The organism is Bacillus sp. mrc49, from assembly GCF_002803435.1.
This window is the reverse complement of the sequence record NZ_PHNG01000790.1, coordinates 1-16,108: the sequence shown is the minus strand read 5'-3', so window position 1 is coordinate 16,108 and position 16,108 is coordinate 1. Positions and strand designations below refer to the sequence as shown.

General features: G+C 43.7%; 13 protein-coding genes. 9 read left to right on the top strand and 4 right to left on the bottom strand.

Features of this window, described 5'->3' with window-relative positions:
* The 7 genes from yycH to rlmN form a co-directional block, all read left to right on the top strand.
* Positions 1-753 (top strand): two-component system activity regulator YycH (gene yycH, locus CVN76_RS25310; protein ID WP_157805801.1); only part of this gene is annotated, 753 nt, incomplete at its 5' end.
* Positions 740-1,537 (top strand): two-component system regulatory protein YycI, encoded by a 798-nt coding sequence (locus CVN76_RS25305; RefSeq protein ID WP_157805800.1) that lies wholly within the window; start codon positions 740-742, stop codon positions 1,535-1,537. The genes yycH and CVN76_RS25305, both read left to right, overlap by 14 nt.
* A 6-nt stretch (positions 1,538-1,543) precedes the next feature.
* The gene (locus tag CVN76_RS25300; protein ID WP_061141425.1) at positions 1,544-2,338 is read left to right on the top strand and encodes an MBL fold metallo-hydrolase; all 795 of its coding nucleotides are present in this window, start codon (positions 1,544-1,546) and stop codon (positions 2,336-2,338) included.
* A gap of 271 nt (positions 2,339-2,609) precedes the next feature.
* Positions 2,610-3,830, top strand: a complete 1,221-nt coding sequence (locus CVN76_RS25295; protein WP_100533515.1) for a S1C family serine protease — start codon at positions 2,610-2,612, stop codon at positions 3,828-3,830.
* A gap of 166 nt (positions 3,831-3,996) precedes the next feature.
* Positions 3,997-4,158, top strand: a complete 162-nt coding sequence (locus tag CVN76_RS25290; protein WP_081092338.1) for a CxxH/CxxC protein — start codon at positions 3,997-3,999, stop codon at positions 4,156-4,158.
* Positions 4,159-4,534: 376 nt separating this feature from the next.
* Positions 4,535-5,014: a 23S rRNA (pseudouridine(1915)-N(3))-methyltransferase RlmH gene (gene rlmH / locus CVN76_RS25285; protein WP_100533514.1), complete on the top strand. Its 480-nt coding sequence runs from the start codon at positions 4,535-4,537 to the stop codon at positions 5,012-5,014.
* 78 nt (positions 5,015-5,092) lie between these two features.
* Complete coding sequence (gene rlmN / locus CVN76_RS25280; RefSeq protein WP_100533513.1) at positions 5,093-6,160, top strand: 23S rRNA (adenine(2503)-C(2))-methyltransferase RlmN; 1,068 nt, start codon at positions 5,093-5,095, stop codon at positions 6,158-6,160.
* Positions 6,161-6,217: 57 nt separating this feature from the next.
* On the opposite strand, the gene CVN76_RS25275 is transcribed toward rlmN, so the two are convergent.
* On the bottom strand, positions 6,218-6,550 hold the full coding sequence (locus CVN76_RS25275) for a heme oxygenase (RefSeq protein WP_100533512.1): 333 nt from the start codon (positions 6,548-6,550) through the stop codon (positions 6,218-6,220).
* Positions 6,551-6,823: 273 nt separating this feature from the next.
* Here CVN76_RS25275 and CVN76_RS25270 point away from each other — a divergent pair, with 273 nt between their 5' ends.
* Together CVN76_RS25270 and CVN76_RS25265 are read left to right on the top strand one after the other, a co-directional pair.
* Positions 6,824-8,272 carry a DEAD/DEAH box helicase gene (locus tag CVN76_RS25270; protein WP_100533511.1) on the top strand — a complete coding sequence of 483 codons (1,449 nt, stop codon included), beginning with the start codon at positions 6,824-6,826 and terminating at the stop codon, positions 8,270-8,272.
* 416 nt (positions 8,273-8,688) lie between these two features.
* Positions 8,689-10,758 (top strand): catalase, encoded by a 2,070-nt coding sequence (locus tag CVN76_RS25265; RefSeq protein WP_100533510.1) that lies wholly within the window; start codon positions 8,689-8,691, stop codon positions 10,756-10,758.
* A gap of 73 nt (positions 10,759-10,831) precedes the next feature.
* Here the strand turns inward: CVN76_RS25265 and pepT are convergent, their stop codons facing one another.
* The 3 genes from pepT to CVN76_RS25245 all read right to left on the bottom strand — a co-directional run.
* The gene (gene pepT, locus CVN76_RS25260; RefSeq protein WP_100533509.1) at positions 10,832-12,067 is read right to left on the bottom strand and encodes a peptidase T; all 1,236 of its coding nucleotides are present in this window, start codon (positions 12,065-12,067) and stop codon (positions 10,832-10,834) included.
* Between the two features lie 126 nt (positions 12,068-12,193).
* Entirely contained in the window at positions 12,194-13,675 is a 1,482-nt protein-coding gene (locus CVN76_RS25255; RefSeq protein WP_100533508.1) for an alpha-amylase, read from the bottom strand.
* Between the two features lie 758 nt (positions 13,676-14,433).
* Positions 14,434-16,108 (bottom strand): CotH kinase family protein (locus CVN76_RS25245; protein ID WP_100533506.1); only part of this gene is annotated, 1,675 nt, incomplete at its 5' end.

Here is a 16,108-nt window from a genome sequence, read left to right as displayed (position 1 = left end):
GCTGTTTCCAACGTCACTTTAGCGATCAACCGTAACTTCCGTAATACGGTTGGTGATTACGAAGCGGACTTCGTACAATGTATCATATGGAAAAAGTCGGCTGAAAATACTGCCCAGTATTGTAAAAAAGGGACACTGATCGGCGTCACGGGCAGGATACAAACGAGGAGTTACGAATACACGGATGGAACAAGGCTGATGACGATCAACAAGGAAAATTACCTGATTTCTTATATCAATCCGGGACAAAAGAACAAGTTTGTTGGCAGTTCGAGTGATCTTCTGCAAAAAAGCATAGATTTCATCAATGATCATGCTGGCTGGGAGGATAACAACTACCGCTACGCCTATATGTCGGAGACTGAGCAACGGGTGGTTTTCCGGTTATTCGTAAACGGTTATCCTGCCTTCAATGAATATGGAATGACTGAAATCGAACAAATCTGGGGCAAGGAAGAGATTTATAGCTATGAACGTCCATACTTTTCACTTGCCTCGGTTCTCCCATCAGAAGGATCATTGAAGACGTTAGCAAGCGGCAGGGAAGTATTGAATCAGTTGAAATCAAAGGATAATATCGATTTCAAGAACGTGGAGGACATCACGATCGGGTATAAACTGAATAAATCCCTTGATTCCAAGCTTGTCACCTTAGTCACCCTTGAACCGACTTGGTATTATCGGATCGGCAATAAATGGTTCATTGTGCCTTTTGAAGGAGATGCGGGAGGCGATCAAAGTGGATTGGAATAATACAAAGTCAATATTCATCATGGTTTTCTTCGTTTTGAATATTTTTCTTCTTTATCAATTCCTTGAAAAAATCAATGACTACCAATATGAAAATTTCGCGGAATCCTCAACCGAAGAGCTTTTGAAGGAAGATGATATTTCAATAGAAGTCCCTCTTCCGAAACAAAAGCTGAAGGACCAATTCCTGACTGCGAAAAGCAAGACGTTCGAGAAGAAAGATATCCAGTATTTGAAAAATCAAAAAGCGAAGATCATAGATGATAAGAAGCTGGTAGGAACTTTCAAAACGCCAGTGGTCATGAAGGCGGACATTCATGAGGCAGACCTTGATGTATTCCTGAAGGACTATATACTGAATGGTAGTGAGTACCGCTTTTGGAGTTATGACAAGACCACCCAGACGATCATCTGCTATCAAGTGGCAGATAATAAAATGTTTTTTAATAACAGTATGGGGAAGGTCACTTTATATTTGAATAAAAAAGGTGAAATCGTCTCCTATGAGCAGATGTATTTAGAGAAACTTGAAAAATTCAATAAACCTAAAGAATTAGTGACTCCCATGAAAGCCATTAGAGCTTTATACGATAATCGTGATATTGTACCAAAAAGCAAGGTTACGAATGTGAAACTGGGTTTTTATAATTCGCTGCAAACGACATCCATGTCTCATTTACTTGTACCGACTTGGTGGATCGTCCTTGATAACGAAACGGATCTCTTCGTGAATGCATTTGATGGAGAGGTCATTGAATTAAATACTGAAGAAAAAATACTGGAGTGAGTATAGATGACTATGCATTTTAGTGTTCTCGCCAGCGGGAGTACGGGAAATGCCTTTTTCGTGGAAACGGAGGATCAATCCTTCCTTGTCGATGCCGGATTGAGCGGCAAGGCGATGGAAGCATTGTTCCAGGATATAGGCCGTGATATGTCGAAATTATCCGGAATCCTTGTTACCCATGAACATAGTGACCACATAAAGGGACTGGGCGTGGTCGCGAGAAAACATAAGCTTCCGATATATGCGAATGCAAAGACATGGAATGCCATGGAACGCTCGATCGGAGAAATTGCTACCGAGCAAAAATTCACATTTGAAATGGAACAAATCAAAACGTTCGGCAGTCTTGATATCGAGTCATTCGGTGTTTCGCATGATGCTGCCGAGCCGATGTTTTATGTCTTCCATCATGAAGATAAGAAGCTGGTGGTCATCACTGATACAGGTTATGTAAGCGATCGGATGAAAGGGATCATATCGAATGCCGATGCCTATGTATTCGAAAGCAACCACGATGTTTCGATGCTGAGGATGGGTAAATACCCATGGAGCATCAAGCGCCGCATTTTAAGTGATGTTGGACATGTCTGCAATGAAGATGCCGCTCTTGCAATGAGTGAAGTGGCCGGTGATAAGACGAAACGTATATACCTGGCCCACTTAAGCCTTGATAACAATATGAAGGATTTAGCAAGAATGTCGGTGGAACAGACCTTGAAGACAAAGGGGATAATCGTCGGGGAGCAATTTTCCTTATACGACACTGACCCGAAAAGACCAACGGAACTCGTTACGTTATAAATGGTATGGGATGGATAAGGGAAACCTTGTTCATTCCTTTTTTATTGGTAAAAATTCCTTTCGAAAGGTTACAAACTGGTTTAATTGGGGTATCGTTTGGTTACAACTGTATAAGTATAGGTAAAACGGCGTACTTCAGTCAATTGACTTCCCTTTTGAAATATAGGTACATTTTTTTAGAAAAAATCCGGTAATTGAGTATAATTGAGGAAGGATACCAAACAATAGAATGGCTATTATTACTTTCCTAAAATGAGAGGATGAAGCGGTCTTGGGTTATTATGATGATCATGATGAGAACCGAAATAAACGGAAAAAGGGCCATGCAAGTTATTTTCTAACTGGCTTGGGCGGCGCCATCGTTGGTGCTTTACTTATTTTATTAGTATTTCCGGGAAGCGGATTGCTTAATTCCGGGAATAACGAAACATCAACGCAGAAATCAACCAGTAATCAGCCTTTGAAGCAATCGCAGCAAAACCTTGCTGTAGATGTAACTAGTGCCGTCACAGATGCCGTCGATAAGGCAAGTGATGCAGTGGTAGGCATCACCAACATCCAGGAAACGAATTTCTGGGGACAAGGGAGCAATGCTGAGGACAGTTCGGCAGAAGCAGGAACAGGCTCAGGTGTCGTTTATAAAAAGGCTGACGGAAAAGCCTATATCGTTACGAATAATCATGTTATTGAAGGGGCCAATGAACTTGAAGTCACATTGAGTGACGGCACGAAATTGCCTGCAAAGCTGCAAGGAAGCGACCCGTGGACAGATTTAGCGGTCATTGTCGTGAATAGTGACAAGATCAAAACGATTGCAGAGTTCGGAAAATCGGCAAAATTGAAGCCAGGTGAGCCAGTGATCGCGATTGGTAACCCTCTGGGCCTCCAATTCTCCGGATCGATTACACAGGGAATCATCTCCGGCTTGGAGCGAACGATAGAGGTCGATATCAATGAGGACGGACAAGTGGATTGGAACGCGGAGGTCATCCAGACCGATGCAGCCATCAACCCAGGCAACAGCGGGGGGGCCCTCGTAAATATGTCAGGGCAGGTCATCGGGATCAATTCGATGAAGATTGCAGAAAATGCAGTGGAGGGGATCGGACTCTCCATCCCGATCGATTCGGTCATTCCAATCATCAACGATATCGAGGAGTTTGGCGAAGTGAAACGTGCCTTCTTGGGTGTGAATTTGGCATCCGTAGAAGAAATTTCAAAATACCATCAGCAGAATACATTAAAACTGCCAAAGAAAGTTACGGCAGGTGTTGCCATAACGGGCGTTCAAAGCAACTCCCCGGCATCAAAAGCAGGATTGAAGGAGTTTGACGTCATCGTTGGAATGGATAATGAGGAAATCCATGATGTCGTGGAACTAAGAAAATACCTCTATAATGATAAGAAAATCGGCGACAAGGTTAAAATCATTTATTACCGTGATGGGAAGAAAGAATCGACTGAAGTCACACTTTCAAACAGCGAAATATAAAACGTGGGAGGACAGGGCGCAGCGATGCTTCCTGTCCTTTATATTCGCTTGCGCTTTTTTTATTTTTTGTTACGATTACCTGTGGATATATGTCGATGTTAAAGATGCCGCGCACCTTGTGGATAATTGGTTTTTGTAAAAAGGAAAAGGAAAGGGGGAAGGAAGGATGGAATTATATTGCTGTCAGGAACACGTGGAAATGGCGTTGGATGAAGTGGTGTACGAATGTGAAACCTATCCGGTTTTAACGCAAGTGTCGGAAGAAAAACAGTTATCAACAACCTGTGAATATTGTCGAAACGTGGCAATATATCTAGTAGGGAACTAATATTCCCATACAAGATGTGGATAGAAAATGTGGATATGTGGATAACTTTTGTGGATAAGATGTTTGTAACCTGTTCTTAACATTTCTTGACGTTTCATTTCATCAAGGCTGGGGATAAGATATCTTCGGAAAATCCACTTGGAGGGGAACGAACAAGTTAGCCATACGCTTTTTTCTCGCTGAATCATGGATTGCCGCTGATGCCTCTAGGTCAGCGGTTTTTTTGTGGGAAAAGTGATGCTGATGGACGGGGATGAACCATCCTTGCAATTGGAAGTGATTTGCTTGTTTTGCTTATAGGCATCCGTAAGGTATGATAATAGGTAGGCAAATCCTAGAACTGATACTAAAACATAAGGAAAGTTAGAGGATATATATGAAAATAACGATCATGACGGTAGGCAAGCTAAAAGAAAAATACTTAAAGCAAGGCATTGCTGAATATGCAAAAAGGTTAAGCGCCTATGCTAATATAGAACTTATTGAAGTACCGGATGAAAAAGCACCAGAGAACTTGAGTGCCGCGGACATGGAGATCGTAAAGCAAAAAGAGGGTGAACGCATCCTGGCCAAAATCAGCCCTGACGCCTATGTCATAACACTTGAGATCAATGGTAAGCAGCTTACGTCCGAGCAGCTGGCCACACATATCGACCAGCTGGCCACTTATGGGAAGAGCAAGATAGCCTTTATCATTGGCGGGTCGCTCGGTCTCGGCTCCGAGGTGATAGCAAGAAGTGATTATGCACTATCCTTCTCTAAAATGACCTTTCCGCATCAATTGATGAAATTGGTTTTATTGGAGCAAATATATCGGGCCTTTCGGATAAATAGAAATGAACCGTATCATAAATGAACCGATTTTTAGAGGAAACACGTGTAAGGATAAAGGATTGAACGACTAAATTTTAATGTAATGAAAAGAGGGTAACGAATGAAGAAAGATTCCATTTATGGTTTAACATTCGAGCAATTATCAGCATGGCTTTTGGACCATGGCCATAGGAAATTCAGGGCACAGCAAGTCTGGGAGTGGCTTTATCGGACACGTGTGACGAGTTTTTCTGAAATGACGGATGTTAATCAAGACTGTATCCAATTGCTGGAGGAGCATTTTTCGATCCAGACCTTAACTGTTCACGTTAAGCAGGAGGCAGCTGACGGCACGATCAAATTCCTGTTTAAATTGCAGGATGGCAACCTTATCGAAACCGTTATGATGAGACATAAATACGGGATTTCTGTTTGTGTCACCACCCAGGTCGGCTGCAATATCGGCTGCAGTTTCTGTGCAAGTGGTTTATTGGCGAAAAGCCGCGATTTATCCAGCGGGGAAATTGTCGAACAAATCATGAACGTTCAACTGCATCTGGATACACTGGAGCAAAAGGATCTCGTCAGCCATGTCGTGGTGATGGGGATTGGCGAGCCATTTGATAACTTTGAAAACATGGTCGACTTTTTGAGGGTGCTCATGGATCATAAGGGTCTTGCCATCGCTGGCAGGCGCATTACCGTTTCGACGAGCGGCCTTGCCAAAAAGATTTATGAATTCACAGATCTGCAATTACAGGTGAATCTAGCTATCTCCCTGCATGCACCTAATAACGATCTGAGGACGCGAATCATGAAAATCAACAGGGCGATCCCGATTGAAAAATTAATGAAATCACTTGATTATTATTTGGAAAAAACGAATCGGAGAATTACGATTGAATATATCCTATTGAAGGATGTCAATGATCATAAAGAAGAAGCCGAGCAGCTTGCCAATCTTCTGGAGGATAAAAAACATCGCCTCTATGTCAACCTGATTCCATATAATCCTGTAGATGAGCATAGCCAATATCAAAGAAGTGAAAAAGAGTCCGTTCTCGCCTTTTATGATACGTTGAAAAAGAGGGGCGTCAATTGTAAAATCCGTCAAGAGCATGGAACGGATATCGATGCGGCCTGCGGACAGCTGCGAAGCAAGCAAATCAAGAAAGCCGAAGCACAATGATTAGTTTGAACTGGAAAACAAAGAGGCTGCTTCAATAGCGGCCTCTTTGTCATGATGTTATTTCGCTATTTCCTTTACTGAGGCAATTTCATACGTAGTAAGCTCGCTGCCTATGATCGGCGATTCTTTTTTAGCGGAATCGGAACTTGCTTCTGGCCGTTTATGTGCAGCTTTAAATGCATCACTATTTCTCCAAGCAGTGAAGTTATCGAGGTTCTCCCAGTACATATTAACACTCAGTTCATCATGATCCGTCAGGTTCTGCGTCAATAATACTTCCACCTTCACAAAACCTTCCATCGCATCAAGCGGACCTGGTGCAGTAAATCCTGGCGCCATCACTGCCCCCATCCCTTTTTTGACTCTGATTCTATTCGTCACGATTATCATAAATCAGCTCTCCTTTTGGATAACAGTAATTCAATCCACACCCTTTTGACATACATATTTTAGCATGTTGAAAAGCAGCCGGTCCATTTTGATTCATCACAATCGTTTTCCTCTATCGTCCATTTTGAAGAATTCATTATTTTGAAATAAGAAAGGGAATTTGATTATTGCAACGTTTATCGTTCCATATCGCGTATAATAGTAATTTGAATAAGGAAATTACGATCATGGAAACAATAATGCATGATACTACACAATAAATGAGGCTGTCATATGAATGAATTGAATTTTTCTGATTATACATTAAGTGATGAAATCGTAAGGGCATTGGAGAACTTGGGTTATCAAAGCCCGACCGAAGTGCAGCGTGAGGTGATCCCAGTCGCATTGAAAGGGGAGGACCTTGTCGTGAAATCGCAAACCGGAAGCGGCAAGACCGCTTCATTCGGGATACCGATATGTGAGATGGTCGATTGGGGGGAGAATAAGCCCCAGGCCCTTATTTTAACGCCGACACGTGAGCTCGCTGTGCAAGTAAAAGAGGATATCACCAATATAGGCAGGTTTAAACGCATAAAGGCCACTGCGGTTTATGGAAAACATCCATTTGCCTTGCAGAAAGCGGAATTGAAGCAAAAAAGCCATGTGGTCGTGGGAACACCGGGCCGAGTGCTGGATCATATCGAGAAAGGGACATTTGCTTTGGAGCGCCTTACACATTTGGTTATTGATGAAGCAGATGAAATGCTTAATATGGGCTTCATCGAACAAGTCGAGGCCATCATTAAGGCGCTTCCGAAAGACCGGGTGACGATGCTCTTTTCTGCTACACTGCCCGAGAGCATAAAGAAGCTGTGCAAGCAATATATGAAAGATCCCCTGGACATTGAAATCAAAGCGAAGGGTCTTACGACTGACAAAATCGAGCATGCCCTCATTGAAGTGAAAGAGGATGATAAATTCTCCCTGCTCAGGGATATCACGATTATCGAAAATCCTGATAGCTGCATCATTTTTTGCCGGACGAAGGATCGGGTCGACCAAATATGTGAACAGCTGGTGGAGCTAGATTATCCTTGTGATATGATACATGGCGGCATGATCCAGGAGGATCGCCTCGCAGTGATGAATGAATTCAGAAGGGGCGAATTCCGCTATTTGGTCGCGACGGATGTTGCCGCACGCGGAATCGATATTGATAATATCACCCATGTGATCAACTATGACCTCCCAATGGAGAAGGAAAGCTATGTACACCGGACAGGAAGAACGGGCCGTGCCGGTAAGAAGGGAAAAGCCATCACGTTCGTCACACCGTACGAGGACAAATTCCTGACTGAAATCCAAGATTATATCGGCTTTGAAATCTCCAAGCGGGCTTTCCCTTCAGAAGAAGAGGTATCAAACAAAAAAGCGGATTTCGAGGCAAAACTCGAAGCACGTCCAAAGATGAAAAAAGATAAAAGTGAAAAATTGAACAAACAAATCATGAAGCTATACTTCAATGGCGGGAAGAAAAAGAAAATCAGGGCTGTTGATTTTGTCGGCACCATCGCTAAAATTGATGGAGTGAATGCAGCGGACATCGGGATCATAACGATTCAAGATAATGTCTCTTATGTGGAAATCCTCAATGAAAAGGGACCGCTCGTCTTGAAAGTGATGAAAAATACCAAAGTCAAAGGCAAGCTCTTGAAGGTGTCAGAAGCATTTAAAAACTAAAGTAGCGGAATTAAAGAAGCGGGAAGCCCAAAATGGCCTTCCCGCTTCTTATTTTTATATGACTTATTTACATCCCAAGTATGACAAAACTAAGGAAGGAATAATTCGACCAACTGGTGCGGTAATTCGATCCAAACGTGTGCTGATCCGACCTAATGGGTAGATAATTCGACCCAATCGGAGGATAATCCGACCAACCGGGAGAATCCATCGGAACATGGAGATGATCCGACCCGCTCGGACGATGATCGGCCCTACACTAAAATAACTAGTATTCTCTGTATAATTTTTGAATTCTGCTGTTTATCTCTCGAAATAGAGTGGTATAGGAGGAAGAATAACGTGATTACTTCCAATAATGAAAATACATACAACATGAATAACCTTAATTTTTGACATGGAGGGGACTGAAAAGAATGGTGAATGAAAACGAAAGTGGAAAAATCAATGAGCAAAGCAAAGATCGGCAGTTGGATCAATATCGGGTGGATGATAGTGGGAAAAAGATGACGACTAATCAAGGCTTGCGCATTTCGGAGGATGAGCATTCTTTGAAGGCGGGAACCCGCGGCCCGACATTAATGGAAGATTTTCATTTCCGTGAAAAGATGACCCATTTTGACCATGAGCGAATTCCTGAGCGAATCGTGCATGCACGTGGATCAGGGGCACACGGATATTTTCAAGTATATGAGCCGATGGCTGAATTTACAAAGGCCAAGTTTCTTCAAGACCCTTCGGTCAAGACTCCTGTATTCGTCCGGTACTCCACTGTAGCAGGATCACGCGGATCGGCAGACTCGGTTCGCGATGTCAGGGGATTCTCGACAAAGTTTTATACAGAGGAAGGAAACTATGATTTGGTCGGGAATAATATTCCGGTATTTTTTATCCAGGATGCAATTAAGTTTCCGGATTTGATTCATGCGGTAAAGCCGGAGCCTCATAACGAAATTCCACAGGCTGCTTCTGCCCATGATACTTTTTGGGATTTTGTCGCCAATAATGAGGAAACGGCACATATGATCATGTGGCATCTTTCCGATCGGGCAATACCGAGAAGCTTCAGGATGATGGAAGGGTTCGGTGTTCATACATTCCGCTTTGTGAATGAAGAAGGCGTATCCCATTTCGTTAAATTCCATTGGAAGCCTGTCCTTGGAGTGAAATCGCTCGTCTGGGATGAAGCCCAGAAAATCGCCGGGAAGAACCCCGATTTTCACCGCCAAGATTTATGGGAAGCGATTGAGACAGGCAATTACCCTGAATTTGAATTTGGCGTGCAAATGATCAAGGAGGAGGATGAATTCAATTTCGACTTTGACATTCTCGACCCTACTAAACTATGGCCGGAAGAACAGGTGCCGGTGAAAATAATCGGGAAAATGGTGTTGAACCAAAATCCTGATAACTTCTTTGCGGAAACGGAACAGATTGCTTTCCATCCTGGACATGTTGTGCCGGGCATTGATTTTTCCAATGATCCGCTGCTTCAAGGGCGTTTATTCTCTTACACCGATACACAGCTATCCCGATTGGGTGGACCGAATTTCCATGAGCTTCCGATAAATAGGCCAGTATGCCCTTTTCATAACAATCAGCGCGATGGGATGCATCGGATGACAATCAATCCAGGTCCGGTCAGCTACCATAAGAATTCCCTTGCAGGTAACTCCCCGGAACCGGCCTCCGAAGCGGAGGGAGGCTATGCGCACTATCAGGAAAAGGTCGATGGCAGGAAGGTGCGCCAGCGCAGTGAAAGCTTCAAGGACCATTACAGCCAAGCTAAACTATTCTGGAATAGCATGACGGAAGTGGAGAAGGAGCATATTATTTCCGCTTTCCACTTTGAAGTGGGGAAAGTGAAAAGTAAGGACGTCCAGCAGCAGGTTGTCGAGATGTTCAGCAATGTAGATTTTGAACTGGCACGAACAATTGCCAGGGGTGTGGGAGCGAATCCTCCAACCAACAAGAATGAGGCTGAGACCGAGTTAACCTCTCCCGCGCTAAGCCAAGAGCAAATGAAAGTGAAAACGGCCGCAACAAGAAAAGTGGCAATCCTGGCTGCCGATGGTTTCAACGCATCTGAGGTTAATCAAGTATTGAAATCGTTCAAGGCGGCAGGAATAACTGCGGAGATCGTCAGTATTAATCGGGGAATGATTACAAGTTCAACAGAACAGCAAGTTGAAGTGGAGCAAACATTCCTGACAGCCGATTCGGTACTGTACGATGCCGTTTATGTAGCAGGAGGTCAGAAAAGTGTTGATGCTCTAAATGCATCGAAGGACTCCATTTTCTTTGTGAATGAAGCTTACAATCATTTCAAGGCAATTGGTGCGGGCAAAGAAGGTGCTGATATCCTAACGAAGGCAGGCATAGGTTCCTTTGATCCCAATGCAGGCGTTGTGGCCATCACGGATGAAAATAGCGGCGCTGCCTTTATCGAAGCCATTGCCAAGCACCGACACTGGATACGCGCATGATGGAAAAACCCCAGACCGCTTAGGTTTGGGGTTTTCCTTTATGAAAAAGGTCATTCGTGAGATTTCTATCAAGCTACTTCGCTTTTCTTTCAAAGAGGGAGGCAATTTCAACGATCACCTTTGTGGCCAGCATCATATTATCGACGGAAATAAATTCATATTTGCCATGAAAGTTCTCGCCGCCGGTGAATATATTGGGTGTCGGCAGGCCCATATACGATAATTGAGATCCATCCGTTCCACCGCGGATTGGCGAGATTTTTGGTTGTATACCGAGTTTTTCCATGGCTTCATGGGCGATGTCCACGATTTCTTTGACTGGCTCAATTTTTTCCTTCATATTGAAATATTGGTCCTGCAATTCAAGCTGGATGCGTTTTTGTCCATACTTTTCTTTTAGTTCCTTGGTGATGTGCGTCATATATTCCTTGCGCTCATTGAATTTTTGGCGATCGAAATCCCTGATGATGTAGGAAAGCCTAGTCTCTTCGACATCGCCTTGAAAGGATAACAGGTGGTAAAAACCTTCGTAGCCCTCCGTATGTTCCGGTGCTTCTGCCGCTGGGAGCATATTGTGAAATTCCATGGCGATTTTAGCAGAATTGACCATCTTTCCTTTAGCGGTACCGGGGTGAATGTTGGTCCCACTGATTTTGATTTTGGCCGATGCCGCATTGAAGCTTTCATATTCAAGTTCGCCAAGGGGGCCGCCGTCAACTGTATAGGCAAATTGGGCAGCAAAAGCATCGACATCAAACTTATGGGGGCCTCTGCCGATTTCCTCATCCGGTGTAAAGGCGACACGGATTTTTCCATGTTTGATTTCCGGATGCTGTATCAAATGATCCATGGCCGTCATGATTTCGGCAATGCCGGCCTTATTATCTGCGCCTAACAGGGTTGTCCCATCCGTCGTAATTAAAGTATGCCCTTCATAATCCTTAAGTGAAGGGAATTCATTCGGTGAGAGGACGATGTCCAATTTTTCATGTAAAGTAAGATCGCGTCCATCATAGTTTTCAACGAGCTGAGGTTTTACGTTTTTCCCTGTGAAATCCGTTGCTGTATCGATATGGGCCAAAAAACCGATCGTCGGGACATCCTTATCCGTGTTGGCTGGAAGCGTCGCCATTACATAGCCATTATCATCAATCGTCACTTCTTCCATGCCTATGGATTGCAACTCCTTCACTAAAGCATTTGCCAAGGTCAACTGACCAGGTGTGGAGGGGCAGGAGGGATTTTCCTCATTTGATTGTGTATCCACTTTCACATAAGAAGTAAATCTATTAATGATTTCATTCTTCATTTGTCCATCAGCTCCTTTTTACCTTATCTTACCATGAATGGTTGTCTGGCCATGAGAATTTTTTTGAATTTTCAAAGCGAAGAACAGCATGCGGGAGACGGCATGCTGTTCTTCGCTTTTGGAATATTAGTTTTTTTCTGCTTCAAGCGGTTTTTCATTCAGGACCCATACGGATACGCTTTTTCCATGTACGGGAAAGGTCGCGTAGCCATCTTCTTCAATGGTGATGTGATCATCTCTGTGATAGGTTAAATCAGTCCAGATTTCGCCTGCACGTTGCTCACCCACGAACATTCTTTTTTCACTGTTGTGATCTGCGTTACAGACAACGATCGCACACCCCGAGCCTTCCAGCTCTTCAACCCCTAATCGAACCCAGCCTATCGTATTTGGATCATCAAAATAGTCCTTCTGTTCCCCATACGCTTTTTCATATCTGGCATATAAAAGGCGATCCAATATATCCTTTTTCCCGGGTACCGGCGAAGGACCGCCAATGCCGTAATAGTCCCCGTAAAACACACAGGGGTAACCGCATTGCCTCAGCAGGATAAGAGCATATGCTGACGGTTTAAACCAATCCTTTACCCACGATTCCAGCGATTCATGAGGCTGGGAGTCATGGTTGTCGACAAAAGTGACGGCCTGTTCCGGATTGGTTTTTACGAGGGTATCATCAAAGATGGTTGAGAGGTCGAAGTCGGTTCCTGCATTTGAGGCCTCATGAAATTTATAATGCAGGGAAACATCGAACAAATTGAGGTCATGATTGGTTTGCTCCAAGTAATTTTGACAGGATTTGACATCGGCCTTCCAAAACTCCCCGACCATGAAAAAATGTTCTTTTGTATAAGGAATGAGTTCCTGTAAAAAATCATTAATGAATTCATAATCAATATGCTTCACGGCGTCCAAGCGGAAGCCATCACACTTCAATGTATCAACCATCCACTTTCCCCAAGTAATCATTTCCTGGCGAACTTCGGGCTGGCTGTAATCGATGTTCGCGAACATTAGATAATCGTAATTGCCGAATTCATCAATGACGTGCTGGTTCCAGTGTTTGTTTTCCCCAGTGATCCGATAGACACCCATTTTGTCGTTTTTAGCATCATAGTCAGTTCCATTGAAATGCGTATGGTTCCACTTGAAATCAGAGTATTGATTATTACGGCCTGGGAAATCGAATGTCGTCCAGCCTTCAATTTCAAATGGCTCTGAGATGTCTTCCATACGGTTGTCTGGATTGACCTCGATGACTTCAAATTTTTCGGTTCCGTCGGCTCCGGCTTTGTGATTCATGACTAAGTCGATATATACGCACAGACCGTAGTCATGACAGGTGGTTATGGCTTGATGCAATTCTTCTTTTGTACCGTATTTGGTACGAATGGTGCCTTTTTGGTCAAATTCCCCTAGATCGTACCCGTCGTATATTCCATAACCATTGTCACCAATGGACTGCCCTTTGGTAACAGGCGGGAGCCAAACACAATCAATCCCTGTATCTTTCAATTTGGAGGCCGCTAATTTCAATCTGTCCCAATGAGAACCATCTGCTTCAAGATGCCACTCGAAAAATTGCATCATCGTATGATTTCTTTTCATCCATTTCCCCCCTGACACCGACGCGTTTTGGCAAACTTGTTACTGAACGATCGGATAAACTAATAATGGAAATCTTTACCCTTTATATTCAAATGGTAAACAAGTAGAAAATGCTCTGGAGGTTGATTTGTCTTTCTATTTTACTATTTTATACCAATTAAGGGTATTTTATATTAGTCGGCAGCTAAAAAATAATTCAAATGTTGAGGAATAACTGGGGAAAGTATGGGCGCCTATTCAAAGAAAGAATTTACGAATATTTAAGAGGGGAGGACATAGAGCGTTCCTGAACTCTGTCTTAAGGCAAGAAAGAATCCTAATTATTCATAGTGGAGGATCCGAACTAAGTCGGTTTCGTTTCACTGCAGGTACTCCCTTTCCAATCTACTATGGGATATGGTGAAAATCAAATCATCCTTTCCCATAGTTTGGAGGAATCGGACGTCTACCGTCTTGCACTCCGGGCGCTCCCTTTCCGCGGACGGTCGTGGAGCCTCCTCAGGCTTTGCGCCAGCGGTGTCTCCCCTAGACGCAATTGCCGCAGGAGTGTCGCACCCTCGGTTTCATCCCACATTGCGTGAAAACGAAAATAATCAGAAGAGTCAGCTGCTGTGCATCCTGGGATTTATGCTGTTTATGCAGAATTTTTTTCCTTGGTAATACGACTTTGGTATCAAGTTTAGTAGATTCTATTTTCAATAAAAAAAAGGCATCCCGAATATTTCGGAATGCCTCGTTCATGTTGGAGGGGGTGGTCCTCATCCGGTTTTGCCCCTTCGTTTGAAGAAGTGGGCGAAAGCCAATGCGCCCAATAATAAAATCAGGAGCGTGAGGGATAGAATGATCGTACCTTTGGAGGAGCTGCTGTTTCCTGGCTCCTTTTGGCCCATCTTCCCAGTTATATCAGGAGGTGAGCCGTTCCCACCGCGATCGATGCCAGGGGGCTGCATGGCAGGCATATCCCCGCCGCCGTCCATGTTTGGTGGTTGCTGGCTTCCATTTGCGTCAGCGCCCATATTAGGCGCTCTGCCGTCCGTGCCGCTTTCCGTCTCAGCTGCGACAATCAGGTCTCCGGATAGCTGCGCCAAGATCGATCCAGCACGTTGAACGGCGAAGTCAACAAGGGTTTCCTCACCGGATGTTGCGTCTAAAAACTCATTCATTGTATAAAACTTGGTTGGATCTCTTTTCACATATGGTGTGATCAACGTTGAGATTTCAGAGCTCATTGCTGTCATTTTTTCTTCGGAGAAAAAATCTGTGGCAATGTCGTTTAGATAACCATAATATTTTTCACGGTATTCGTCGTTAGAAAGCAGGGCATTCAATAAAGGGCGATCTTCAAGGGCCGTGCCTGAAACGGGCTCGGTGATGCTGAAGTTGATGTTACTTTCATTCATGAAATTGGAGCTCATATCCATCATCCCACCACCGTTCATATTCGGTGCTTCTTCGGGAAGCTTCATGTCATCCTGCTCAGCATTACCGTCCTTAGCAGTCGCTTCATCTTCATTTTTTTGATCGGTGCCTTCTGCCCGCCTCCCGCCGCCTCCGGAATAACCGCCAAATGACATATTATAGTCCCACGGCAATATCGAAAAGACTCCGTTCTCTTCATATAGGTAATAATTGTGCTTTTTATCTCCTTGATAATGATCAAGGTTGACAAGGGCAGTGTTGGCTGCGAAGTAGCGCAGCATTTCATCGACATCCAATACTTCCTCGATATTGCCTCCATTATTGATGGCATCGAGCATGTGGATCATGGCGGATTGGTCCGAATGATCGTTTGTTTTCAAATTCAATCCTGTGTAGTCATCAATATCTTCGCTGATCCATTTTAAATCGCTTCCCGTACCATCAGGATAATAGAGATCGCCTGTAGCATCAGCGAAGTTGGTATTTAGAAAGGTTTCCTCTATAGCTTCCACACCTAAGTAAAGGCCCCATTCCTTTCCGTTGATGGTCACGTACATATAGGAGTGCCCTGGTGTCGCTATGCCCATCTTTTCCATTAATTCATAGGAAAGATATTCTCTCATAAAAGTAGGATCACTGTAATTATTGTTCAGTGCCAACTTTTTCAGTCCGTGTAAATCTTGATCTTCCTGATAATAATCAAAGTCTATCTTCCAGCTGTAACGTTCGGAGTCGCCCATTTGAACAACGGAATTCAAGGAAAGATTTCCTTTGGTGCGGAATCCTACATTTTTAACCGTCTCCCCATTTATCGTCACATCGGCGTTAACGATTTCCTTTTCAGATGGGTTATCCAGGATGGAATCCAAATCATCATCAGCCAGTGTGATATCAACTTTCGTCACCTTACTTTGGTTAAATACCGATGTTGCATAGGTACTCCCTTTCGTTGCTTTTTCCACTTGAAGAAGGGGAACGATGTACATCACTGCTATAAAAATCATGATCAATGAT